The sequence below is a fragment of the Janthinobacterium glycogeni genome, assembly GCF_051380725.1.
GTDB lineage: Bacteria > Pseudomonadota > Gammaproteobacteria > Burkholderiales > Burkholderiaceae_D > Janthinobacterium.
Map to the genome: position 1 here is coordinate 238,495 of NZ_JBNYXP010000008.1, position 23,623 is coordinate 262,117.

18 protein-coding genes are annotated in these 23,623 nt (G+C 64.2%); 8 read left to right on the forward strand and 10 right to left on the reverse strand.

Going from position 1 to position 23,623, the window contains the following annotated elements:
* Window positions 1–121: 121 nt before the first annotated feature.
* The 5 genes from ACQ4W4_RS19945 to ACQ4W4_RS19965 form a co-directional block, all read right to left on the reverse strand.
* Window positions 122–3,262, reverse strand: a complete 3,141-nt coding sequence (locus ACQ4W4_RS19945; protein WP_436543412.1) for an efflux RND transporter permease subunit — start codon at window positions 3,260–3,262, stop codon at window positions 122–124.
* Between the two features lie 25 nt (window positions 3,263–3,287).
* The gene (locus tag ACQ4W4_RS19950) at window positions 3,288–4,493 is read right to left on the reverse strand and encodes an efflux RND transporter periplasmic adaptor subunit (RefSeq protein WP_436543413.1); all 1,206 of its coding nucleotides are present in this window, start codon (window positions 4,491–4,493) and stop codon (window positions 3,288–3,290) included.
* A gap of 12 nt (window positions 4,494–4,505) precedes the next feature.
* The gene (locus tag ACQ4W4_RS19955; RefSeq protein WP_436543414.1) at window positions 4,506–5,744 is read right to left on the reverse strand and encodes a TolC family protein; all 1,239 of its coding nucleotides are present in this window, start codon (window positions 5,742–5,744) and stop codon (window positions 4,506–4,508) included.
* Between the two features lie 106 nt (window positions 5,745–5,850).
* A complete protein-coding gene (gene czcI, locus ACQ4W4_RS19960) occupies window positions 5,851–6,219 on the reverse strand; it encodes a cation efflux protein, CzcI family (RefSeq protein ID WP_058048921.1) in 369 nt (122 codons plus the stop codon).
* Window positions 6,220–6,266: 47 nt separating this feature from the next.
* Window positions 6,267–7,814, reverse strand: a complete 1,548-nt coding sequence (locus tag ACQ4W4_RS19965) for a C13 family peptidase (RefSeq protein WP_436543415.1) — start codon at window positions 7,812–7,814, stop codon at window positions 6,267–6,269.
* Window positions 7,815–7,999: 185 nt separating this feature from the next.
* Between ACQ4W4_RS19965 and ACQ4W4_RS19970 the strand changes: the two genes are divergently transcribed.
* Window positions 8,000–9,955 (forward strand): GAF domain-containing sensor histidine kinase, encoded by a 1,956-nt coding sequence (locus ACQ4W4_RS19970; RefSeq protein ID WP_436543416.1) that lies wholly within the window; start codon window positions 8,000–8,002, stop codon window positions 9,953–9,955.
* A gap of 204 nt (window positions 9,956–10,159) precedes the next feature.
* On the opposite strand, the gene ACQ4W4_RS19975 is transcribed toward ACQ4W4_RS19970, so the two are convergent.
* Window positions 10,160–11,665, reverse strand: a complete 1,506-nt coding sequence (locus tag ACQ4W4_RS19975; RefSeq protein WP_436543417.1) for a DUF3369 domain-containing protein — start codon at window positions 11,663–11,665, stop codon at window positions 10,160–10,162.
* Window positions 11,666–12,099: 434 nt separating this feature from the next.
* Here ACQ4W4_RS19975 and ACQ4W4_RS19980 point away from each other — a divergent pair, with 434 nt between their 5' ends.
* Both ACQ4W4_RS19980 and ACQ4W4_RS19985 read left to right on the forward strand, forming a co-directional pair.
* Window positions 12,100–12,603, forward strand: coding sequence for a DUF3016 domain-containing protein (locus tag ACQ4W4_RS19980; RefSeq protein WP_436543418.1), 504 nt, complete (start codon window positions 12,100–12,102; stop codon window positions 12,601–12,603).
* Between the two features lie 156 nt (window positions 12,604–12,759).
* Window positions 12,760–13,302, forward strand: coding sequence for a DUF3016 domain-containing protein (locus ACQ4W4_RS19985; RefSeq protein ID WP_436543419.1), 543 nt, complete (start codon window positions 12,760–12,762; stop codon window positions 13,300–13,302).
* Here ACQ4W4_RS19985 and ACQ4W4_RS19990 read toward each other — a convergent pair whose 3' ends face one another.
* The 3 genes from ACQ4W4_RS19990 to ACQ4W4_RS20000 form a co-directional block, all read right to left on the reverse strand.
* A complete protein-coding gene (locus tag ACQ4W4_RS19990) occupies window positions 13,303–14,088 on the reverse strand; it encodes a substrate-binding periplasmic protein (protein ID WP_436543420.1) in 786 nt (261 codons plus the stop codon).
* 71 nt (window positions 14,089–14,159) lie between these two features.
* Complete coding sequence (locus tag ACQ4W4_RS19995; protein ID WP_070217768.1) at window positions 14,160–14,603, reverse strand: thioesterase family protein; 444 nt, start codon at window positions 14,601–14,603, stop codon at window positions 14,160–14,162.
* Window positions 14,604–14,735: 132 nt separating this feature from the next.
* Window positions 14,736–16,187, reverse strand: coding sequence for a PQQ-dependent sugar dehydrogenase (locus ACQ4W4_RS20000; protein WP_436543421.1), 1,452 nt, complete (start codon window positions 16,185–16,187; stop codon window positions 14,736–14,738).
* Window positions 16,188–16,403: 216 nt separating this feature from the next.
* On the opposite strand from ACQ4W4_RS20000, the gene ACQ4W4_RS20005 reads away from it, so the two are divergent.
* Both ACQ4W4_RS20005 and ACQ4W4_RS20010 read left to right on the forward strand, forming a co-directional pair.
* On the forward strand, window positions 16,404–17,510 hold the full coding sequence (locus ACQ4W4_RS20005) for an S-(hydroxymethyl)glutathione dehydrogenase/class III alcohol dehydrogenase (protein WP_436543422.1): 1,107 nt from the start codon (window positions 16,404–16,406) through the stop codon (window positions 17,508–17,510).
* Window positions 17,511–17,625: 115 nt separating this feature from the next.
* Entirely contained in the window at window positions 17,626–17,859 is a 234-nt protein-coding gene (locus tag ACQ4W4_RS20010; protein ID WP_436543423.1) for a hypothetical protein, read from the forward strand.
* A 12-nt stretch (window positions 17,860–17,871) separates the two neighbouring features.
* Here ACQ4W4_RS20010 and ACQ4W4_RS20015 read toward each other — a convergent pair whose 3' ends face one another.
* Window positions 17,872–18,876 (reverse strand): GlxA family transcriptional regulator, encoded by a 1,005-nt coding sequence (locus ACQ4W4_RS20015; protein WP_436543424.1) that lies wholly within the window; start codon window positions 18,874–18,876, stop codon window positions 17,872–17,874.
* Between the two features lie 115 nt (window positions 18,877–18,991).
* Here ACQ4W4_RS20015 and ACQ4W4_RS20020 point away from each other — a divergent pair, with 115 nt between their 5' ends.
* The 3 genes from ACQ4W4_RS20020 to ACQ4W4_RS20030 all read left to right on the forward strand — a co-directional run bounded on the left by ACQ4W4_RS20020 (window position 18,992) and on the right by ACQ4W4_RS20030 (window position 23,508).
* Window positions 18,992–22,144, forward strand: coding sequence for a DUF6701 domain-containing protein (locus tag ACQ4W4_RS20020; protein ID WP_436543425.1), 3,153 nt, complete (start codon window positions 18,992–18,994; stop codon window positions 22,142–22,144).
* Window positions 22,145–22,252: 108 nt separating this feature from the next.
* Window positions 22,253–22,951, forward strand: a complete 699-nt coding sequence (locus ACQ4W4_RS20025; protein WP_436543426.1) for a dienelactone hydrolase family protein — start codon at window positions 22,253–22,255, stop codon at window positions 22,949–22,951.
* 140 nt (window positions 22,952–23,091) lie between these two features.
* Complete coding sequence (locus ACQ4W4_RS20030; protein ID WP_436543427.1) at window positions 23,092–23,508, forward strand: SRPBCC family protein; 417 nt, start codon at window positions 23,092–23,094, stop codon at window positions 23,506–23,508.
* Window positions 23,509–23,623 lie beyond the last annotated feature (115 nt).

Here is a 23,623-nt window from a genome sequence, read left to right on the forward strand (position 1 = left end):
ACGTCCGCGGAACCGACGCATGGACAGGTAGGTCGGATCAGGCCTGAAAGGCCGTCATCCGACGTCACCACCAGCGTCAACAATGTGTCGGATTACGCGCTTGCGGCCTCGGCGGCCCCCGCTACTCCGACCTGCCTCTGATGGCATACGCCAGCCGGTACAGCAGCGGCAGCACCAGCAGGGTCAGGGCCGTCGACGACAGGATGCCGCCGATGACCACGGTGGCCAGCGGACGCTGCACTTCGGCGCCCGTGCCCGTGGCGATGGCCATCGGCACGAAACCCAAGGATGCCACCAGCGCCGTCATCAAGACGGGCCGCAGGCGCGTGAGCGCCCCTGTACGTATCGCTTCCTGCAGGGGCATGCCCTGTTCGCGCAGCTGGCGGATATAGGCGATCATCACCAGGCCGTTCAACACGGCCACGCCGGACAGGGCGATGAAACCGACCGCCGCGGAGATCGACATGGGAATGTCGCGCAGCCACAGGGCGACGATGCCGCCCGTCAAGGCGAACGGGATGCCGCTGAACACGAGCAAGCCATCCTTCACGTTGCCGAACATGGCGAACAGCAATACAAACACGAGGGCCAGCGCCACCGGCACCACCAGTTCCAGGCGTTTCGTGGCCGACTGCAGCTGCTCGAACTGGCCGCCCCAGCTGGTCCAGTAGCCGGCCGGAATGGCCACCTGCGCTTGCAGCTGCTGCGTGGCGTCGCCCACGAACGAGCCGATATCGCGTCCGCGCACGTTGGCGCTGATGACGATGCGGCGCTTGCCGTCTTCGCGGCTGATCTGGTTCGGCCCCGGCGCCACGTGCAGGCTGGCCACCTCGCCGAGCGGGATGAAGCGCGCGCGGCCTTCCGCCGCCGCGCCCAGGGGCAGGGCGATGGGCAGGCGTTTGAGTTGCTCCAGGTCGCTGCGCAGGCTGTCGGGCAGGCGCACGACGATGTCGAAGCGGCGGTCGCCCTGGAACAGGGTGCCCGCTTCTTGCCCGCCGATGGCCGTGGCGATCGCCGACTGCACGTCGGCAATGTTGAGGCCGTAGCGGGCCGTCTGCTCGCGGTCGATCTGCACCGTCAGCATGGGCAGGCCCGTCGTCTGCTCGACTTTTACCTCTGTTGCGCCGGGAATCTTGCCCAGCACGCCGGCGATCTTCGCCGCCGTGCCGTCGAGGACAAGCATGTCGTCGCCGAACAGTTTCACGGCCACGTCGCTGCGCACGCCGGAAATCAGCTCATTGAAGCGCAGCTGGATCGGCTGCGAAAACTCGTAGTTATTGCCAGGCAAGCTGGTGGCCGTCGCCTCGATTTCCGCCAGCAATTGCTCGCGCGATTTCTTCGGTTCCGGCCATGCGTCGCGGGGTTTCAGCATGATGTAGCCGTCGGAAATATTCGGCGGCATGGGGTCCGACGCGATCTCGGCCGTTCCCGTGCGGGCGAACACGCGCGCGATTTCCTTGTGGTTTGCCATCAGCTTGTTTTCCAGCTGCTGCTGCATGGCCAGCGATTGCGTCAAGCTGGTGCCGGGAATGCGCAGGGCCTGGATGGCGATGTCGCCCTCGTTCAGGCTGGGCACGAATTCGCTGCCCATGCGCGTGGCCAGCAGGCCCGACAGCACGACGGCTACGGCCGCGCCCGTCAACACGACGGGCGTGTTGCGCATCACCTTGTCCAGCAGCGGCGCATACCAGCGCTTGGCGGCGCGCATGATGGCGTTTTCCTTTTCCGCCACCTTGTCGCCGATGAACAGCGCCACTGCGGCCGGAATGAAGGTGATCGACAGCAGCATGGCGCCCAGCAGGGCGATGACCACCGTCAGGGCCATCGGCGTAAACATGCGGCCTTCCACGCCGGTGAGCGCGAAGATGGGCAGGTACACGACCATGATGATCAGCTGGCCATACAGCAAAGGACGGCGCGCCTCTTGCGATGCCGCAAACACTTCCTGAAAACGTTCCTGCAAGGTCAGCGGCCGTCCCAGCTTTTGCTGCGCATGGGCCAGGCGGCGCACGCAGTTTTCCACGATGACGACGGCGCCATCGATGATGATGCCGAAGTCCAGCGCCCCCAAACTCATCAGGTTGGCGCTCACATGGTATTGCACCATGCCCGTAAACGTGAACAGCATGGCCAGCGGAATCACCATGGCCGTGATGACGGCCGCGCGGATATTGCCGAGGAAGAGGAACAAAATCGCGATCACCAGCACGGCGCCTTCGAGCAGGTTTTTCTTCACCGTATTGATGGCCTTGTCGACCAGCACCGTGCGGTCATACACGGTGACGGCGTGCACGCCTTTCGGCAGGCTGCGGTTGATCTCCACCATTTTCTTGTCGACGGCTTGCGAGACGGCGCGGCTGTTCTGTCCGATCAGCATGAAGACGGTGCCGAGCACCACTTCGCGGCCGTTTTCCGTGGCCGCGCCCGTGCGCAGCTCGCGCCCCAGCACCACGTCGGCCACGTCGCGGATGCGGATCGCCACGCCCTGCACATTGGCGACGACGATGTTGCCGATGTCATCCTTGGACGCCACCTGGCCAGGCGCGCGGATCAGCAGCTGCTCGCCCTGTTTTTCGATGTAGCCGGCGCCCACGTTGCTGTTGTTGCGCTCGAGCGCCGTCACCACATCCTGCAGGCTGATGCCGTAGGCGGCCAGTTTTTCCGGGTACGGCGCCACCTGGTATTGCTTGGCGTAGCCGCCGATGGCATTGATTTCCGTCACGCCCGTGACATTGCGCAACTGCGGCTTGATGATCCAGTCCTGGATTTCGCGCAAGTCCGTCGGCGTGTAGGGCGTGCCGTCGGGCTTCTTCGCGCCGTCCTGCGTTTCCACCGTCCACAGGTAGATTTCACCGAGGCCCGTGGAAACGGGCCCCATCTTGGGCGTGATCCCGGCCGGCAGGCTTTCCTTGGCTTCCTGCAAGCGCTCGTTGATCATCTGGCGGGCAAAATAGATGTCGGTGCCATCCTTGAAGATCACGGTCACTTGCGACAGGCCATAGCGCGACAGCGAGCGCGTCTGCTCCAGGTTGGGCAAGCCGGCCATGGCCGTCTCGATGGGGAACGTCACGCGCTGCTCGGTTTCCAGCGGCGAATAGCCGGCGGACTGGGTGTTGATTTGCACCTGCACATTGGTGATGTCGGGCACGGCGTCGATGGGCAGCTTCTGGTAGCTGTAGATGCCCAGGCCGGCCATGGCGGCCACGGCCAGCATCACCAGCCAGCGCTGGTCGATGGCGAAGCGGATCAAGCGTTCAAACATGATGGTTTCCTTAGCTTTGACGTGATCAGTGTTCGTGACCGGCGGAGTCCTTGCCCAGCTCGGACTTCAGGACAAAACTGCCTTGCGCCGCGTACGGCGTGCCGGCGGCCATGCCCTGCTTGATGTGCGTCAAGCTGCCATCGCTGCGGCCCGGCACCACGGGCGTGGCCTGGTAGCCATCCTTGACCTGCACGAAGACGACGGGCTTGTCTTCCACCGTCTGGATGGCCGTGCTCTGCACGGTGACGGGCGCGTCCGCTTCGCCGGACACCACTTCCACGCTGACGAATAACCCCGGGCGCCAGGCCATGTCGGGATTCTGCAAGCTGATGCGTGCCTTGGCCGTGCGCGTCTGTTCACCCAGCAGCGCGCCCACATAGGTGATCGTGCCTTGCGCGCTGGCGTCGAACGCGGACGCCTTCACCTCCGCCTTGCCTCCCATGCGCACGGTGGCCAGGTCTTTCGCCGGCACGGCGATTTCCGCCCACACGGTCGACAGGTCGGAAATGACGAAGATGTTCGCATCTTCCTTGACGGCTTCGCCCAGGGTGATGTGCTTTTCCAGCACCATGCCGTCGAACGGTGCGCGGATCTCATAGCGGTTCAGCGGCCCCTTGGCAGCGCCGCTGGCGCCCAGCGCGCTGAGTTTTTGCTGCGCGTTCTGCACGGCGATTTCCGCCTCGCGCCACGTTTGTTGCGCCTGCAGGTAGTCTTGCTCGGCCGAAATTTTCTCGCGCCACAGTTTTTCTTCACGCTCATACGTGGAGCGGGCCAGCGACAAGCGCCGCTGCGCCGACAGCAGTGCGCTGCGCTGTTCCGACAGTTCCGTGCTGGCGATGACGGCCAGCACTTGCCCCTTCTTGACCAGCTGGCCCAGGTCGGCCTGCACGGCTTCCACCACGCCGGCCAGGCGCGGCACGACGTGGGCCGTGCGGTCTTCGTTGAAACGGATTTCGCCGGGCAGGGCCACCGTCGTCTTGATGCGGCCGGGCGCGGCCGTGGCGATAACGACGCCGGCTGCGCGGCTTTGCGCGGCGCTCAATTCCAGCTTGCCCTCCACTTCCTCGTGGCCGTGTTCGTCTTTCTTTTCAGCATGCGCTTCCGCCTTGGCGGCGGCGGGCGGCGGGGTCTTGGAATTGCCCGTGCCGAGGATGAGGACGGCCAGCACGATGCCGGCGGCCGCGATGGCAGCGATGGCGAGCGTTTGTTTCTTGTTGAGTGTGATGTTCATGTCGGGTCTTCCTTACAGGGGAGCTGGTGTGCCCAGCAGGCGCTCGATGTCGGCGGCGGCGTGCTGCGCTTCGGTCAGCGCGCGCAGGTATTGGTTTTTGGCTTGCAGCAAGGTGCGCTGGGCATCGAGCACGTCGAGGAAGGCGAACTTGCCGAACTCAAAGCCCTTGCTGGCCGCGTCATAGGCGCTTTGCGCGCCAGGCAAGATGTCCTGGCGCAAGCTTTCCACGTCGAGCCGGGCCGTGGCCAGGCGTTCCGTGGCGGCGGCGACGGCCGTTTGCACGGCGATGCGGGCGGCGATCAGCTCGTCGCTGGCCTTGTCGCTGCGGCGCAGGGCGTCGAGCTTGTTGCCCGCATTGCGGTCGAACAGGGGCAGCGGCACGGCCAGGCCGATGATGGCCTGATTGCGGCCCAGTTCTTCCGAGCGCTTCATGCCGATGCTGAGCGTGACGTCGGGCGTGGCGCGCCGCTGTTCCACGTCCAGCATGGCTTGCCGCTGGGCCAGCGCGCTGTGCGCCTGGCGCACGGCCGGGGCATGCCCCAGGCGCGCCGCCAGTTCGCTGGCCGGCGGCAGCTCCGGCAAGGTTTCCAGGCGTCCCTCGGCGATGCTGAAGCGTGGCGTGGCGTTGCCCCACAGGGCGGCCAGGCGCTTGCGGGCGCCGGCCAGGGTGCTGCGGGCCAGGTTCAGTTCCAGCCGCACGCTCGCTTCGGCGACCCTGGCGCGGGTTTCCTCTACCGGGGACGCCTTGCCGGCCGTGACGCGGCGCGCCGTGATGTCGCTGGCACGCGCGGCGAGCGCTTGCGCGCTGTCGGCCAGACGCAAGCCTTCCTGCGCGGCCAGCACGTCGACGAAGGCGGACGTGACGGCGGCGCGGGTTTCCGCCTGTTGCAGGGACAGGCCCGCCTGCGCCAGGTCTGCGCCGCGCTGGGCGACGGCGGCACGGGCCTCCCGCTTGCCGCCCAGTTCGATCAACTGGTTCAGCTGCACGGTGGTGCTGCGCGTGGCGCGGCGCGTATCTTCCAGCACGGTTTGCAGTTCCGGATTGGGCAGGGCGCGCGCCTGCTGCAGGGCGCCGCCCTGCGCCGCCAGTTCATGGCGGGCGGCCGACAGGGTGGCGTTGCCGCCCTCTGCCAGAGCCAGCGCGGCGGGCAGGGTCAGAGGGGCGGCGGCTTCCACGCTGGATTGCGCGTGGGCAAAGTTGCCGGCCAGCAGGCCAGCGGAAAACAATAACAAAGAGATGGATCGGTGCATCGAATTCTCCAAAAGCATGGAAAAGAATTCGACGGGACGCGCAGGCTGGCGCCCGAGCTATGTCAGGGCGCGTGTTGCGACAAGTGGAATGGGACGTCCCGTCGGCCTAGATGGCCGACGACCAGTCGGGGCGCTTGGGAGCGTCCGGGATGTGGGAAGCGTAAAAGAAGGGGGAGGTATCCGCGTTGACGGACGCCATGTCGCCGACGGGCAGGCTGGAGCCGGCCGGCAGCCATGCATGGCCGATGCCGTGGCAGACGTTGCAGTCGCTGTGCGGCTGGCCTTTTTTCTGCTGATCCGCCACTTTTTTATCGCCGGCGGGTTGCTTGTCCGCATCGGCCTTGTGCTGGTGGCTGTGGTGGCCCAGGTGCTGCGCCGCCTTGCCTTCCTCGTGCAGGCAATACGCGCTCGCCGCGGCCCAGGACATCTGGAGCGGAAGCACGAACAGCAGCAAAATGAGGAAGAATCGTCGCATGGTGACGGCTATTGTACAGAAAGGCGGGCGGCCGTGCCGTGCCGTGCTTAGCGTGGCTGGGCGCGCCACGCCTTCAGTTGCGCGGCGATGGCCTTGCCCTGGAATAGCTGCGGCTCGGAATGCTCTTCCGCTTCCATGCCGCCTTCGAGGAAATCGGCCGCCTCGCGTGCCTGCACCAGCACCCTGGCCTGGTCGAAGGCCTCGGCAAAGCCGGCGCTCTTGGGCAGCGCTTCCTTGAAATACGCTTCGCTGAAGTAAGTAAAATCGTTCTGGTCGTCGCAGCCGAACGAGGTGCGGTCGCTGCGCGCGGCCGTGATGATGAGGGTGTTGTCATCTTTTAATGGCGCAATAAAGCCGCCTGCATAGCAGGCCGAGATGACGATGACTTTCCAGCGGATGCCGCTGTGCTTGAGCATGCCCGCCAGCTCCTGCGCGGGCAGGCTGTGCAAATCCATGCCGTTTTGCGCCAGCGCCAGTTCGTGCTCGGGCGAGCCGTGGCTGGTGAGAAATAAAAACAGGATGTCGTTGGCCTTGTCCATCTTCGCGCCCAAGGCGTCGAGGCTGGCGGCGATGCTGGTGCGCGTGGCCATCGGCTGCTGCGCCACCGTGTTGCGGCTATTGACGAGCATCAAGGAGCGGCCCACGGTGCCGAAATCGCGGTCGAACTGGCGCTGCACGAAGGCTGTTTCGCGGTGAAACACTTCCTGCGCGCCGTCGCCCGCCACGCCCAGCAGGTACAGGTTGATCTTTTTCGCCCCGTCGCGCGGCGCGATCCGTGCCAGGGCGCCGTCGAGCAGGCTGCGCTGGTTGTACAGGGCCAGCTCGATATTGTCGCGCGTGAGCTTGTCGGCGGCCGGGTCGTCCAGCTGGCCTTCCGTCCAGTTGCCGCTGTCTTCGCGCCGGCCGTCCGCCTGCGCCACGGCGTAGCGCAGCACGCCCTGGCCGTCGAACTGGCCATTCTTGAAGCCGCCCCGGTATTCGTCGCCGTCGGCCGTGCGCAGCACGCCCTGGCCCTCGAATTTCCAGTCTTTCAGCTCGCCTTCGTAGTGGATGCCGTCGCTGGTGGTGACTTTCGCCTTGCCCTGCACCTGGCCCTGGACGAAGTCGCCTTCGAAGACGGTGCCGTCCGTGTCGGTCAGCTTGCCGGCGCCGTGCGGGCGCCAGTGCTTGAACTGGCCTTCGAAGGTGGCGCCGTCGGCGCCCTGGAAGCGGCCTGGTCCCTCGAAGCTGCCCTTGACGAAGCTGCCCGCATAGATTTCGCCCTTGGGCGAAGTGTAGCGGCCGACGCCATCGAAGGCGCCCAGGCGGAAGGCGCCCGTGTATTCGACGCCGGAAGCCTGGCGCAGCTTGCCCTGGCCGGAAAACACGCCGCGCGCGAAGCCCCCTTCGTAGAACGCGCCGCTCGCGTATTCGAGCCGGCCCTGGCCGTGCATCTTGCCCGCGACGAGGGGGCCGAAATAGCGTCCGCCATCGGCCGTCTCCGCCGCCGGCGCCTTGGCCGGCGCGGCGCACAGGGGCGGCATGCCCAGCGCGGCAAAGGCCAGCAGGCCGGCGAGGGTGTAGGGGCGAAGCGAGGCGCGTAGCGTGGCGGTCATGAGGACGGTCTGGTCTGTGGGAAGGGGCCTAGTCTGCCACTGTATCGCCAAGGTGGCAAATGTGCGCGTGGCGCGTGTTGCTATGCATGACGGCAAGATTGTTCGTTTTATGCCGTGCCAAGGCTGGGCTGAACTGATAATATTGATTTTCAGAACATATACTTGCACAAGGTACATAGCCACCCATGGAAAGCCGTCTCAGCCGCCTGGAAGCCGTCCAGACCGTGTTGCTGGAAATCGGGCAGCGCTCGAGCACCTGCAGCGATATCAGCGAATTCCTGCAGGCGGTGCATGCGGCGCTGGGACGCATCATGTATGCGGCGAACTTTTACGTGGCGCTCAGCGACCATGACGACGGCCTCGTGCGCTTTCCCTATTTTGTCGACGAATTCGACGCCGCGCCCGATCCGGACGAGGGCGTGCGCCTGGCCAGCGCGGCGCAGTCGCCCACGGCGTGGGTCATCGTCAACCGCAAGCAGCTGGTGATGACGGCCGACGACGACGCCATGCGCGCCATCGGCGGCGGCGCCTGGGGCGGCGGCACGGCGGCCGAGCACTGGATCGGCTGCCCGCTGCTGGACCAGCAGCACCAGGTGCTTGGCGCCATCGTCATCCAGAGCTACGACGCCCAGCACCGCTTCAGCCTGGAAGACCAGGCCCTATTCGCGCTGATCGCCACGCACGTGTCGAGCGCGCTGCAAGGCATGCAAAGCATGGACCGGCTGGAAAAGGCGGTGCAGGAGCGCACGGCCTTGCTGGCGCACGAGGTGGCCGAGCGGCGCCGCGCGGAAAACCTGCAGCACGCGCTGTATGAAATCGCCAACCTGTCGGCGCAGGCGGCCGACGCGACGACCCTGTATGCGCGCCTGCACGCCATCATCAGCGAACTGGTGACGGCAAAGAATTTCCTCATCGCCCTGTACCACCCGGACAACAAGGACATCACGATCCCGTATTTCGTCGACGAGAAGGATGCGCAGGCGCCCGTGAAACGCTTTCACTACGGCATCGGCATGAGTTCCTATGTGCTGGCGCGGCGCAAGGCGTGCCTGCTCGATGCGGACAGCTATGCGGCGCTGGTGGCCAGCGGCGAGATGGAAGAGCCGCTGGGCAATACCAGCATCGCCAGCTGGATGGGCGCGCCCATGCTGCTGGGCGAGAGAAAGTATGGCGTGATCATCGTGCAAAGCTATGACAGTTCCGTCGTGTATGGCCAGGCGGAACTGGACGTGCTGGCCTTCATGGCCAGCCACGTGGCCGTGGCGATGGCCCGCATCCAGGCCGACAGCGCCATGCGCCAGGCCAAGGAAGCGCTGGAAGAGCAGAACGCGGCCCTGAACAGCGCCCTGAACGCCTTGCAGGAAGCGCAGTCGGAACTGGTGCGCCAGGAAAAACTGGCCTCGCTGGGACGCCTGGTGGCGGGCGTGGCGCATGAAATCAATACGCCGCTGGGCATATGCGTGACGGCCACCAGCCACCTGGTGCAGGAATTGAAGCTCACGCGCGAAGACCTGGACGGCGGCCAGCTCGATGAAGACGGCTTGCGGCAATTTTTCGACATCATCGACCAGACCCTGCGCATCATGACGACGAACACGCAGCGCGCCGCGGCGCTGGTGCGCAGCTTCAAGCAGGTGGCCGTGGACCAGTCTTCGGACGAGCTGCGCAGCTTTAACCTGCGTAAATACCTCGATGAAATCCTGCTGTCCTTGCAGCCCAAGCTCAAGGGCAAGCCCGTCAAGGTGGAGATCGACTGCGCGCCGGAGGTGCAGCTGCGCAGCTATCCGGGCGCCGTCTCGCAGATCGTCACGAACATGGTGGTCAATTCACTGGTGCACGGCTTTATCGAAGGCGAGCCGGGCAGGATCAAGCTGTCCGCCCGGACGGCCGGCGAGATGCTGGAACTCGACTACAGCGACGACGGCATGGGCATGGACAGCGCCACCCTGGGCCAGCTGTTCGACCCGTTTTTCACCACCAAGCGCGGTTCCGGCGGCAGCGGCCTCGGTGCGCATATCCTGTATAACCTGGTGACGGGGCCGCTGGGCGGCACGGTGAAGGTGGTCAGCGCGCCGGGGATGGGATTGCATTACAAGATCCGTTTTCCACTCGGTTTCAATGATGTGTCCTTGAAAACCTAAAAACGGCGGGCCGGAGACGCGGGCCTGAGAAAATGCCGATGGCGGCGTTGCAGCTCCTTGCCGTACATGCGTACTGTCTGCGTCGCTGCGCCTTGCCCTCGACATTTTTCAGGTCCGCTTGGCCCGGAATGCCTGTGTTGGGGCTTGGGCCGAAGCCACGTAGGTCGGATTAGCGGCGCAGCCGCGTAATCCGACGTACGCATGCTAATCCGGGAAACGCTGATTCAACGCAAGCGCTTCGTCCAGATTCGCAATCAGCAATTCCACATACTGCGGGTCGAGGTGGCTGCCGCTCACTTCGCGCAGGTAGCCCACCACGCGCTCCAGGGGCCAGGCGTCCTTGTAGCAGCGCTTGTGCATGAGGGCGTCGAAGACGTCGGCGACGGCGGCGATACGCGCGTATTTGTGGATGTGTTCGCCCACCAGGCCTTGCGGGTAGCCGCTGCCGTCGAATTTTTCATGGTGCTGGTGGGCGATCACGGCGGCCGCCTTCAGGAGCGGGCGCTGCGAGCCGTCCAGGATGGACATGCCCACCGTCGGATGCTGCTTCATGATTTCCCATTCGGCCGCGTCGAGCTTGCCCGGTTTGAGCAGCACGGCGTCGGGCGTGGAAATCTTGCCGATGTCATGCATGGGCGCCGCGTGGCGCAGCACCATGGTTTCCTCTTCCGACATGCCGGACGCCTGCGCCAGCAGCTGGCACACTTCGGCCATGCGGCGTACGTGGTTGCCGCCTTCATGCGAGCGCGATTCGACCACGTCGCCCAGGCGCAGGATCAGTTCGGCCTGGGTATCGGTGATTTCCTGCGTCAGCAGGATGTTGTCGAAGGCGATCGCCACGCCCGAGCAGAAGACTTCCAGCAATTGCGCATCGAGGTCGGAGATTTCTTCCACGCCCTTCAAGACCAGCAAGGACGCCTTGCCGCTGCTGTTGGGGAAATAGCCGACATAGGTGTCGCCGTGCAGGCGCGAGATCTTGTTGCTTTTGGCATCGTCCAGCTGCGACACCAGGGATGGGCTGAGGATGCCGTCGTCCGTGTCGCCGATCTGCGCGAGGATTTCATAATCCTGTTCGCCCGTGATGGCGCTGGCGCCGCGCAGGCGCAGCAGCATGCTCGTTTCCAGGCGCAGCAGGGCGACGACTTGCTGCAGCAGGCCGCTGGCGAAGTCGCGCAGGTTACGCTGCTTGAAGATGTGCGCCGAGGCGGCGATGACGCGCTCGAGACCTTCGCGGTAATGGAGCTGGGCCAGGCGCGCCTCTTCCACCTTCATGATGTCGCGGTAGGCGCGCAGGGCGGCAAAGGTGGTGGTAAACAGCTTGGTGCGGTCGAGCTCGGTTTTTTCCTTGTAGTCGTTGATGTCGTAGTTGACGATCACGCGTTCTTCCGGCGCCTGTCCCGGCTGCCCCGTGCGCAGCACGATGCGCGTAAATTGGTTGCCCAGGTCTTCGCGCATCCAGCGCGCCACCTCCAGGCCGCTGTCTTCGCGTTCCATCACCACGTCCAGGAAGACGAGCGCGATGCCTTCTTCGCGCGCCAGCACCTGCTTGGCTTCGGCGCCGCTGTAGGCGTGCACGAAGCTCAGGGCGCGGCCCTCGAGACGGAAACGGCTCAGCGTCAGTTCGGTGATGTCGTGGATGTCGGGTTCATCATCGACGAGCAGGACTTTCCAGGGAGGTAACTTGGGCGATGCAGATGACAAAAATGACATAAGGGCGAGTTCCGCTAAAAGGCATAACTGACGCAATGCTGAGACGCCCGCGCCAGGAATTCCTGTGCGCCAAGACCGGCGTTGCGCGTTTTTCGGGCGCATTCTGTCGATTGTAGACCGACCGCTAAGTATTAACAATAAGCAAGAACAATTGACTAAAATCATGCAACAAACGTGCCAAAAAAGCACTTTAAATCCATGCTGTCTACACTATCTATACTTTATCGCTTAGGCAACTATATTTTCAAGACAATACTTTGTTTTAATTAATATTGCTAATGAATCTGCAAAAAAATACGGCGTCTTTCCTTCTTGGCCAAAAACCGGAAAAGTAACAAGGTATGAATTACGCGCCTGAAGGGACTGGAGCGCGCTATATTGGACAGGCATAAGAAGTGGCGCCATGCCACTCATATTTCCTGAAAGGGTACATCATGCAAAAGCAAACGACACGCGCCCTGATCGCCGGCCTGGCCTTGCTGGCCTGCAGCGCGGCCTGGGCAGGAACCGAAGTGCGGTTCAGCAAACCGGATCAATACACGGACGTCCCGTTCAACCCGCAGGACCGCGACGACGTGTTGAAGGAACTGAGCCGGCATTTCGAGAAACTGGGCGCATTGCTGCCGCCCGGGCAAACCTTGAAAATCGACGTCACGGACGTCGATCTCGCGGGACGTGAAAACCCCTCGCTGCGTGCCGGCCAGGATATCCGCGTCATGAATGGCCGGGTCGACTGGCCGCGCATGCGCCTGCACTATGTGCTGGAACAGAATGGCAAGGTCATCAGCAGCGGCAGTGCGGCCCTGTCCGACATGTCGTATCTGAACCGCATCAATCCTTACTTCAGCAATGAAAAGTTGCGCTATGAAAAGCTGATGATCGATGACTGGTATGCCGATACCTTTGGCGTCAAGGTGAAGCGCCACGCGCGCAAGTAAGCTGTAGAGCTTGCCAGGCACAGTCAGTCGCGTGGCCTGCGGCCGCGCGAACGTATTGCGCTCCGGAAATTTTCACTTCGGTCTATAGTCCGGCGTGAGCAGGCAGATGCGGCATTGCGGCTTCTGCCTGCCGTGAACTTTCTGGAAGGAAGGCATATGCGTATTTCCACGATGACGAAAACATGGATAGCCGCCCTGGCGCTGGTTGCGGGCAGCAGTGCCTGGGCGGGCGTCCAGGTAACGTTCGACAAACCCGACGACTATTCCGACGTGCCGTTCAGCTCGCGCGACCGGGAACAGGTGCTGGCGGGCCTGGCGGATCACTTCAGCTGGTTGGGCAAGAGCTTGCCCCACGGTCAGGACCTCAGGATCGAAATCACCGATGTCGACCTGGCGGGACGCGAAGATCCGGCGCGCCGCGGCGGCTTCGATGTGCGCGTGATGACGGGCCGTGCTGACTGGCCCCGCCTGCGCTTGCGCTATACGCTCGAGCAGCATGGCAAAGTCATTGCCAGCGGTAATGCTTATCTGTCGGATATGTCTTATTTGCAGCGTATCAACCGTTATTCCAGCAACGATGCCTTGCGCTATGAAAAGCGCATGATCGACGAGTGGTTCAAGAATACGTTCGGCGTCAAGCCCCAGGGCCGCAGCAGTCCCGTCCTGACCTTGCAGCCGCGCGACGTTCAGCGCAGGTAATCAACGCAAATAAGCGTCTTCGATGTGCGCCAGCTGGCCGTTCTGCCGCATGGCAAGCAGGGCGGCATTCATCTTCTCGATGAAATCGGTCTTGTAGGAAGGCGTATTGCGGGCGCTGTAGGCGATGTAGGTGGCTTCGGACGACAGTTCCAGCACTTCGCGCAATTGAAAGCCGTAGCCGGCCAGTTCGCCTTGCAGCTGGCGCGCCGTATGGCGTGCCGCGCCGCGGTCGCTGGCGTAGCAATCGATGCGCCGCAGGGCCAGTTTCTTCAGATTCGCTTCATTGCCCTTGGCCGCTTCCAGGCGCAGCAGCCCTTCGCGGGCGGGCGCCATCAATTTCTCCGACAGCAGAAAACCCGTATTGACCCCGATGGTCAGGCCCGCAAAGTCGGCCGGGAAATGCGTGCGCGGCGTGCGCATGACAGCGTCATGGCAAAACAGCACCACCGATTCGCGGTGCAGCATGGCCGAGTACGGCTGCACGTATGGCCGTTCCGTCTTGCGTCCGGGCGGGAACAGGCCGAACACCTTGCCTTTTTCCAGCGCATCGAGCCCCCGTTTCCAGGGACGCGGCTGCAGTTCCAGCCGGTACTCGGGCATCCGGCTGGCCGCCTGGCGCAGGATATCGATGTACATGCCCTTGAAGGCGCCGTGTTCCACATAGCTGTACGGCGCATAGTCATCGTCGCCGTACAGGATGACGGTTTGCGGCGCGGCCAGGGCGGGCGGCAATATGCCCAGCAGGGCCAGGGCCAGGCACAGTCTTGCCGTGATTGCTGATTGCATGCCGCTCCAGATTTAATGTCTTCCTGGCAAGCATACAGCATGGCGGCATGACGGTCCGTTTAACCGATCCTTCAATCGATCCAGTTCACCAGTGGAAACTTGCTTGCGAACTCTTCCGCCATGGGCACGACCTGGCTACGCTTGTAGTTGAAGAAGACAAAGCCGGACTTGGCCATCGCGATCAGGGTATTGTCGCGCGGGCGCGTGATGCGGAAGGTGATGTCGCCGCCATACTTGTTGAAATCCATGACGCCCACTTCGAACAACAGCTGGTCGCGCGCATGGGCTTCGGCGCGGTAAGTGGTGGCCAGGTCGGTGACGATGATGCCGGTGCCGTCCGCTTCGATGTCGCGCACGCCATATTCGAACAGGAAGCGGGCGCGCGCCTCGGAAATCATGGAAATCATGGAATCGTTGCCGAGATGGTTGCCGGCGTTGATGTCCGTCGTGCGTACCGTCAGTTGCGAGGAATAGCAGTACTGGTCTTCAGGGAATTCAAGTTTCAAACGGGCCATGGTGTTCTCTTGGGCTGGTGCGCAGGGCGCGGCGAAAAAATCCAATTCTAGCCGGTTCGCCGTGCCCCGTCGAAAAACGCCGCCTCAGGCGTGCGCCGCCATGACTGCTTGCGCGCGCTGATTGGCCTATGCTTACTTACGGACAATCCGGTACACCTTGCCCGTGCCGCTCAGCATGTACAACTCGTTTTGCGCATCCTGGCCAAACGACAGGATGTTGCCCACGTTCGTGATGCCCCAGTCTGTCACAGCGGAGGCGGCGCCATTGCTGTAGCTGAAACTTTTCAGCCAGCCGCCGCAGTAGTCGGAATACAGGTATTGTCCCGCCAGTGCCGGCAAGGCCGTGCCCCGGTACACATAGCCGCCCGTGATTGAACAGTTGCCCGCACTGCCGGTGTCGTATTCGATAACGGGCAATACCAGACCCGCCTGGTTGCAACTGGCGCTGTTGTAGCAGTGCGCGCCTTCCATGATGTTCCAGCCATAGTTGTTGCCCGCCTGGCCCACGGGACGCGCGTCGACCTCCTCCCAACTGGCCTGGCCCACATCGGCGATATACAGCAGCTGGGCCGGCACGTCGAAGGCGTAGCGCCAGGGGTTGCGCAAGCCGTAGGCCCAGATTTCCCCGCGCCCGCCCGCCGTGCCGGCAAATGGGTTGCCGGGCGGAATGGCGTAAGGCTGGGCTACCGTGCTGGCGTTGACATCCAGGCGCAGCAGCTTGCCCAGCAGCACATTCGTGTTTTGCGCATTGCGGGGCGGGTCGCCCGCGCTGCCGCCATCGCCCGTGCCCGCATACAGATAGCCGTCCGGCCCAAAACTGAGCAAGCCGCCATAGTGGTTGCTGAACGTGGGGTGGGCAATCGTGAGGATGGTCAGCGCGGAAAGGGGATCGGCCACGTTGGCGTTGCCGGCCGACACTTGCCTGCGCTCGATGACGATATCGCCGGCCAGGTTGGTGTAGTAGATGAAAAAATAGCCATTGCTGGCGTACTGCGGGTGGAAGGCCATCGACAGCAAGCCCCGTTCGCCGCTGATGGTGGTGAGCGTGCTGACGTCGAGGAAGGGCGTGGCCAGCAGGTTGCCGTTCTGCACCACGCGGATGCGGCCGGGACGTTCCACAATGAAAAGACGGCTGTCGCCGGGCGGCGCCGTCAGGAAGAGGGGGGAGCTCAAGCCGCTGGCCACCTCCTGCAGGCGCAGGGCCATCGGCGCGGCCGCCGCATACAGGACGCTGGCGCTGGCCGTGGTGCCTGCATTGACCCGCACCTGTTGCGTGACGGGCGTGGGCGCCAGGGTTCCCGTGCCTTGCGCCACGCTGGCGGCATTGATGGCGTAGGCGCCAGGCGCCAGGTCCGTCAGCGTGGCGCTCGCCGTCAGCGTCTTGCTGTACGACGCAGGACCCGTGACCGTGACGGTGCCCCCCACGCCGGCCGGCAAGCCGCCGATGGTGACTGTCAGATCGCCCGTGGTCGCGCCGGGCGCCGGGTGGTGCTGGCCGCCGCCGCAGGCGGCCAGCAGGGCCAGGCAGCATGCCAGCAGCAGGGCCAGCCACGGCCGGGGAGAGCGGGAAAGTAGAGGGCGCATGTCAGTCTCCTGCGGGAACGCGGCAACGGCTGCTCGATCGGTGCTGGGCTTGTGCCAAGAATGCGCGTCTGTAGGGCGGGAAGATTGAGCTGGCACAAACGTGCGGCGCCATCGGACAAATGCGCCGCGTTTTCAGACAAGCGCGCGGTCCCTTGCCCCTCCACGCTCGCCGGCGTCCGATAATGGATCATCTGAAACCGAGCAGGAAGACACCCCATGAAAACCAAAGCCGCGATTGCCTGGAAGGCGGGCGCCCCGCTGACCATCGAAGAAGTCGACCTGGCCGGCCCGCGCGCCGGCGAAGTGCTGGTCGAACTCAAGGCCACGGGCATTTGCCACACCGATTACTACACCCTGTCCGGCGCCGATCCGGAAGGCATTTTCCCCGCCATCCTCGGCCATGAAGGCGCCGGCGTCGTCGTCGACGTGGGCCCGGGCGTGACGACCCTGAAAAAGGATGACCACGTCATTCCCCTGTACACGCCGGAATGCCGCCAGTGCAAATTCTGCCTGTCGCAAAAGACGAACCTGTGCCAGGCCATCCGCTCGACCCAAGGCCGCGGCCTGATGCCGGATGCGACCAGCCGCTTTTCGCTGAATGGCCAGCCGCTGTTCCATTACATGGGCACGTCCACGTTCTCGAACTATATCGTCGTGCCGGAAATCGCGCTCGCGAAAATCCGTTCCGACGCGCCGTTCGACAAGGTCTGCTACATCGGCTGCGGCGTAACGACGGGCGTGGGCGCCGTGCTGTTCTCGGCCAAGGTCGAGGCGGGCGCCAACGTGGCCGTGTTCGGCCTGGGCGGCATCGGCCTGAACGTGATCCAGGCGGCGAAGATGGTCGGCGCCGACAAGATCATCGGCATCGACATCAATCCGGCGCGCCAGGCCATCGCGCGCAAGTTCGGCATGACGCATTTCATCAACCCGAACGAGGTGGACAACGTGGTCGACGCCATCGTGCAGCTGACGGACGGCGGCGCTGACTATTCGTTTGAATGTATCGGCAACACCAACTTGATGCGCCAGGCGCTCGAGTGCACGCACAAGGGCTGGGGCAAATCGTTCATCATCGGCGTGGCGGCGGCCGGCCAGGAAATTTCCACCCGTCCATTCCAGCTGGTGACGGGGCGCGAATGGCGCGGTTCGGCCTTCGGCGGCGCACGCGGTCGGACGGACGTGCCGAAGATCGTCGACTGGTATATGGAAGGCAAACTCAACATTGACGACCTGATCACGCACCGCTTGCCGCTCGAACGCATCAACGAAGGCTTCGACCTGATGAAGAGCGGTGAATCGATCCGTTCCGTCGTGTTGTACTAATCTTATCGGATGTCCTCATTGCGCAACACTTGACGGACGGGGCAGGGCGGCAGGCTGTACTTCGTTGCCTGGCCCTGCTAGTGTGAAGACATCCGCCTTGCTTTGGGAGCCGTCCATGTTTGCCACTGCCTATCTCGCGACCTTGCGCCGCATGCTGCCCGTCTTCCTCGGCGCGGCCCTGTCTTCCCTGCTGGCCTTGTGGTGGAGCAATGCCGCCATCCTCGCCACGCCCGCCATCTGGCTGGCGCTGTTGGCCACCTATCTGCTGTGCGCGCTGATGTTTACGCCGCTGGCCTGGCACCGCCAGCAGTTGGCCACGCGCCACGTGCGCACCCACAAGTCACGCTGATTTCCCCTGCGCCTAGCGCGCCGTGCTGGAAAAGCGCTCGCGGTAATCGCGCGGCGTGATGGCGAGTTTCTTTTGAAACAGGCGGCGCAGTCTGTCCTCGCTGTGCAAGCCCGCCTGCACGGCCACCTGCTTTAAGGAAGACACATTGTCTTCCAGCAAGCGGCGCGCCACTTCGAAGCGGGCCGTGTCGATGAATTCCGTGGGACTGGCGCCCGTTTCGCGCTGGAAGACGCGCGTAAAATTGCGCTCGCTCATGGCCAGCCTGGCCGCCAGCAGCGGCACGGTAAGCTCGTCGGCAAGATGCTCCATGATCCAGCCCTGCAACTGGCGGATGGTCGGATGCGTCGTCATCTGGCTCGACAGGTGCACGGAAAACTGCGACTGGCCGCCGGGCCGCTTCAGATACACGACCAGGTCGCGCGCCACTTCCAGCGCGATATCGCGGCTGAAATCGTCTTCCACGAGGGCCAGCGCCAGATCGATGCCGGCCGTGACGCCAGCCGACGTCCAGAATTTCCCTTCCCGCACGAAAATCGCATCGGCATTGACCTGTATCAAAGGATAGCGCTGGCGCAGGCTGTCCACGGCGCTCCAGTGCGTGGCCGCGCTCTTGCCGTCGAGCACGCCCGCCTCGGCCAGGAAGAAGCAGCCCGTGCACAGGGCCGCCAGGGTATCGATGCGCGGCGCGGCCTCGGCCACCCAGGCGGCGAGGGCGGGAATGTCCTGCAAGACTTGCTCGACGTGGTGGCAGCCGACGATGACGGCCAGGTCGGGCAAGCGGCTGGCGTCGAGCGCCTTGCTCGCGTGCAGCGACATCAGGGTGTCCGATTCGACGGGGCCGATGGCCGTCGAGGCGATGCGCACGTCGTAGCCGCCAGGCAGATTGCGCAGGCGCAAATGGGTGTTGGCGTAGTCAAATACTTTCATGGCGCCGATGGCTTCGAGCGCCTTGAAGCCAGGGTAGACGATAATGTCGACGGTGCGCAGGGGGAATTCTTTGGGGCTTTGCTTGATCATGCGATAGGCGCGAGGGGGATAAATACTGCCATAATGCAACAACAGCGATAGCGTAGGTTAGCATGAAACAATCCGCGCGCCCGCTGGCTTTCCACCCACCGGATTCCTCGATATCGTGCGCTTACTCCACTTTTTTGTTGCCCTGACATTGCTGCTGGGCGCATCCCTTGCCCAGGCGGCCACCCTCAACTTCAATGGCGGCGCCGTCAGCGGCTGCACCCTGCCGGCGTCCAGCACCCAATACACGTGCGCCAGCCTGATCATGGGCAGCACCGACAACGTCGTCATCGCCAGCGGCTATGGCGTGACGGTCAACAGCGACGTGAGCATCGACTACAACCAGGGCCTGAGCATGAGCGGCACGGCGGCCCTGACTGCCAACAAGAATATCGACATCGGCAATGTCAATCCGCCCAACCTGAAGATCACGGGCGGCAGCTTGACGGCCAAGGGCGGCAATTTCAAGGTGGGTTCGCAGGGCGGCAGTGTCATCGTGGCCGATATCTCGGCGGCGTCCGTTTCCCTGGGCGGTACGGCCGTGAAGGTGACGGGTAATATCACGGCCACGGGCAATATCGACATTTCCTCCGGCTCGGTGCTGAACGGCGCCCTCAGCGGCGGCTCGATCAGCGCCAACTCCAACGTTACCATCAGCGGCAGCGTGAAAGCCAGCGGCAATGTCAGCATCGGCTCAAGCTCGACGATAACCGGCCCCATCAACGGCGCCAGCATCAGCACCAGTTCCAGCGTGACGATCACGGGCGACGTGACGGCTGTCAATTCCTTCAGCCTCGGTTCGGGCAGCAGCCTGACGGGCAACACGACGGCGCCCGTCGTCAGCATCGATGCGTCCAACAGCAAGGTGCAGGGCGACATCACGGCCAGCACCTCACTCGTCGTCGGCTCGGGCAGCCAGGTGAAGGGCAACCTGACCTCGCCCACCATCGACCTGAAGGCGTCCGGCCTGCTCGTCACGGGCGACGTGAAGGCCCTCAATTCCTTGTCGATTGCCTCCGGCAACGGCGTCAAGGGCAATGTGGAGGGCGGCAACGTCACCCTCGATTCATCGAATGCCTACATCACCGGCAACGCCCTCGTCGACCACATCACCCTGGGCTGGCAGGGCCGCGTGCAGCAGACGATCACTTGCAAGGCGTACACGCCATCGAATCCGTGCAGCTGCGTGACGAACAACAGCGGCTGGCCCTACACTGATCCGCTGGGACCGAAATGCGGCCCCAGCACCCAGGCCGGGCCGCATCATTTTCAGATCACGCATCCGCCCTCGGCGCTCAGCTGCGCGCCCGCGCCCGTGACCGTGACGGCCTGCGCCGACGCGGCCTGCAGCACCGTCTACACGGGCGCGGCCCAGGTCACGCTGACGCCGGGCGGTGCCACGGCGCAAATCAACGCCACCCAGCCGGCGACAGGCACGGCCGCGTCCAGCGTGGCGCAGACCACGCCGGCCAGCAACGTTCCCCTGGGTCTGAGCAGCACGCCGGCGACGACGGGGGCGCTGGTCTGCAAGAGCAGCGTCGACGGCAGCGTGACCAATTGTCAGATGGCATTTGTCAGCAGCGCGCTGCAGGTGAGCGGCGTCCCCCGTTATGCCGAGGCCGAGGGTTCCATCGCCATCAGCGCGCTGCAGGCGTCGGCGTCGAATCCGCGCGCCTGCGTGCCCCTGTTTGCCAACCAGAACAAGACCTTGCAGCTGCGCTGCACCTATGCCAATCCCGGCACGGGCACCTTGCCCGCGCGCATACAGGACAAGAATGGCAGCTACATCCCCCTGGCCGCCAATACGGGCAGCGCCTGCAGCGCGACCGGCGCCGCCGTGCAGCTGGCCTTCGATGCCAACGGCCTGGCCACGCCGAACATGCTGTACGCCGATGCGGGCGCGCTGGGCCTGACGGCCACGTATGCCTCGACCAGCGGCAGCGACAGCGGCCTGACGATGACGGGCAGTGGCACTGTCATCGTGGGGCCCCAGCGTTTCGTGTTCAGCGCCATCGCCACGCCGCAGCGGGCGGGCCTGGCCGCGCTGCCCGTGGCGCCGGCCACCCGCATCAGCGTCTCGGCCGTGAACGCGGCTGGCGCCGTGACGGCCAATTTCGGCAGGGAAACGACCGCGCAGACGGTGCTGCTGGATCGTCTCCTTGTCGCGCCCACTTTTTCCGGCGCCGCCAACCCCGCCGTCGCGGGCAGCCTGGTTTTTAACAATGGCAACGGCATCGGCACCGCCAGCAACCTGAGCTGGCCGGAAGCGGGCACCATCCAGTTTACGGCGACGATGGCCACGTACCTGGGGGCCGCGCCGCCGGCCGTCAACGGCGTCATCCCGCCGTTTACCACGGGCGCCAGCAACAGTGTGCAATTCATCCCGCACCACTTCATCACGGAGGTGCCCGGCAGCGAACCCATGCCTTGCAAGGCGCCATTGTCCTGCGCGGCGGGCAGTTTCATCTATGCGCAGCAGCCGTTCAAGCTGCGCGTCACGGCGCAAAATGCCGCGAACGGCACGACGCTCAACTTCGACGGGCGCGACACGGCCTTGACGGCCCAGGTGGCCTTGCGCGCCTACGATGCCGCCACGGGCCTGACGGCCTTTCCGCCGGCGACGCCGCCGGGCAGCCGGCTGAGCGACGGGACGGCCGCGCAAACGACCGTGACAGGCATCGCGCCGGCCAGCTTCACGACGGGCGTGGCCAGCAGCCAGATCGCCTACCGCTTTCCCGGCGCGTATGCGGTGCCGGCCGGTACGGTCGCGCTGGCGCCGCCGACCGACGTGCTATTCCGCGCCACCACCCCCTATGCGGGCGCCACCGTGACGTCGGCGCCGTCCGACGCCGGCACGGAAGCGCGGCTGACCGTGCTCACGGGCCGCATCATGGTGCCCAACAGCTATGGTTCCGAACGCCTGCCGATTCGCCTGCCCGTGCAGGTGCAATACTGGAATGGCAGCTGGCTGGGCAATGTATCGGACAGCGCCAGCCAGTTTACCCAGGCCGGCGTGATCCTGGCCAATTGCCGCCAGGGCCTCGGTGCGGGCACCTGCAATGGCGCGACGAAAGTGCAGAACGGCATCTACACCTTTGCCGGCGGGGTATTGCCATCGCCCAACGGCCAGCTGGTGCTGCTGGCGCCCGGCGTGGCGGGCAGCGTCGATGTTTCCGTGGGCAGCCTGCCTTACCTGCCCAGTACCGTGGGACGCGCCATGTTCGGCGTGTTCAAGTCCGGTCCCGTGATTTACCTGCGCGAACTGTATTAGATCTTTGTCAATGCGGCCGTGCCGGCTTGGCCGTGTCGGCGCAGGCGGGGGAAAAAACCAGTAACATGCCTGGCTGTGGCATTCCCCCAACCTCAGACTGGAGTTTCTATGAGCACAACTTCGCAATGGATCGATATCGCCGGCCCGGACGACAGCTTCCAGGCTTACCTGGCCGTGCCGCACGTGGGCAAGGGCCCGGCCATCATCCTGTTGCAGGAAATTTTCGGCGTCAACGAGCATATCCGCGCCGTGGCCGACCAGTACGCGGCCGATGGCTACGTGGTGCTGGTGCCGGACCTGTTCTGGCGCGCCGGCGCGCACATTGAACTCGGCTATGACGCGGACGGCTGGAAGCGCGCCGTGGAACTGATGCAGGCCACCGACAATCCGCACGCCGACAGCGATATCGCCGCCACCATCGCCGTCCTGCGCGCGCGCCCGGAAGTGACGGGCAAGCTCGCTTCGGTCGGCTACTGCTTCGGCGGCCGCCTGTCATTCCAGACGGCAGCAGCCGGCCTGGTCGATGCGGCCATCGCCTATTACGGCGGCGGCATCCAGAACAAGCTGGACCTGGCCGACAAGATCCAGGTGCCGCTGCTCATGCATTTCGGCGGCCAGGACAGCCATATTCCGCCGGAAGCCGTGCAAAAGATCGCCGAGCGCTTCGAAGACCGGCAAGACGTGGAAATTCACATCTACCCGGGCGCCGAGCACGGTTTCAACTGCACGCATCGCGACAGCTACCAGCAGCGCGCCGCGGCCCACGCGCATGGCAATTCCCTGATTTTCTTGGCGGAAAATCTGTAAGGCAGCCATCCCAGGCTGGCCAGTGGCCATGGTTTGCTCAGCAGCAAAGCCGCATGGGCGCTAAAATAGCGGCTGTGCCGGGCAACTCCGGCCGGCCGGGCGCGGCGCCCGGCAAACCTGGATGAGGAACCGAATTAAAGATGGCCCAAGTAATTGTTTCTGTAACATTGGCGGCAAGCGCCGAACGCGTGTGGGATTTTATCGGCGGCTTCCAGTCGCTGGCTGAATGGTCGAGCTCGATCAAGACCAGCCTGTCCGAACATGGCGGCCGCGTGCGCCGCCTGAAAACCACGGACGGCGCCATCATCGCCGAGCGCCTGCAAAGCTACAGCGAAGCGGACAAGAGCTACAGCTACACCATCGTCTCGGGCCCGATCCCCGTCAAGAACTACCGTTCGACATTGCGCGTCACGGGCGAACCGGGCGGCGCTTCCTGCGTGGCGCAATGGTCGAGCGAGTTCGACGCGGCCGAAGGCGTGGAAGAGGTCATGGTGGGCGCGTTCCAGCACCTGTACGAGACGGCGTTTGTGGACCTGAAACGCATCATGGCCATTTGAAGCAAGGAGCGTAGGCCGGATTAGCGAGGCTTGGCCTCGCGTAATCCGACAACATGGTTGACAATCTGGTGGTGTCGGATTACGCGGCTGCGCCGCAAATCCGACCTACGATATT

Coding starts and splice junctions, on each gene's coding strand:
- ACQ4W4_RS19945 (WP_436543412.1), bottom strand. CDS start 3,262: ATGTTTGAACGCTTGATCCGCTTCGCCATCGACCAGCGCTGGCTGGTG.
- ACQ4W4_RS19950 (WP_436543413.1), bottom strand. CDS start 4,493: ATGAACATCACACTCAACAAGAAACAAACGCTCGCCATCGCTGCCATC.
- ACQ4W4_RS19955 (WP_436543414.1), bottom strand. CDS start 5,744: ATGCACCGATCCATCTCTTTGTTATTGTTTTCCGCTGGCCTGCTGGCC.
- czcI (WP_058048921.1), bottom strand. CDS start 6,219: ATGCGACGATTCTTCCTCATTTTGCTGCTGTTCGTGCTTCCGCTCCAG.
- ACQ4W4_RS19965 (WP_436543415.1), bottom strand. CDS start 7,814: ATGACCGCCACGCTACGCGCCTCGCTTCGCCCCTACACCCTCGCCGGC.
- ACQ4W4_RS19970 (WP_436543416.1), top strand. CDS start 8,000: ATGGAAAGCCGTCTCAGCCGCCTGGAAGCCGTCCAGACCGTGTTGCTG.
- ACQ4W4_RS19975 (WP_436543417.1), bottom strand. CDS start 11,665: ATGTCATTTTTGTCATCTGCATCGCCCAAGTTACCTCCCTGGAAAGTC.
- ACQ4W4_RS19980 (WP_436543418.1), top strand. CDS start 12,100: ATGCAAAAGCAAACGACACGCGCCCTGATCGCCGGCCTGGCCTTGCTG.
- ACQ4W4_RS19985 (WP_436543419.1), top strand. CDS start 12,760: ATGCGTATTTCCACGATGACGAAAACATGGATAGCCGCCCTGGCGCTG.
- ACQ4W4_RS19990 (WP_436543420.1), bottom strand. CDS start 14,088: ATGCAATCAGCAATCACGGCAAGACTGTGCCTGGCCCTGGCCCTGCTG.
- ACQ4W4_RS19995 (WP_070217768.1), bottom strand. CDS start 14,603: ATGGCCCGTTTGAAACTTGAATTCCCTGAAGACCAGTACTGCTATTCC.
- ACQ4W4_RS20000 (WP_436543421.1), bottom strand. CDS start 16,187: ATGCGCCCTCTACTTTCCCGCTCTCCCCGGCCGTGGCTGGCCCTGCTG.
- ACQ4W4_RS20005 (WP_436543422.1), top strand. CDS start 16,404: ATGAAAACCAAAGCCGCGATTGCCTGGAAGGCGGGCGCCCCGCTGACC.
- ACQ4W4_RS20010 (WP_436543423.1), top strand. CDS start 17,626: ATGTTTGCCACTGCCTATCTCGCGACCTTGCGCCGCATGCTGCCCGTC.
- ACQ4W4_RS20015 (WP_436543424.1), bottom strand. CDS start 18,876: ATGATCAAGCAAAGCCCCAAAGAATTCCCCCTGCGCACCGTCGACATT.
- ACQ4W4_RS20025 (WP_436543426.1), top strand. CDS start 22,253: ATGAGCACAACTTCGCAATGGATCGATATCGCCGGCCCGGACGACAGC.
- ACQ4W4_RS20030 (WP_436543427.1), top strand. CDS start 23,092: ATGGCCCAAGTAATTGTTTCTGTAACATTGGCGGCAAGCGCCGAACGC.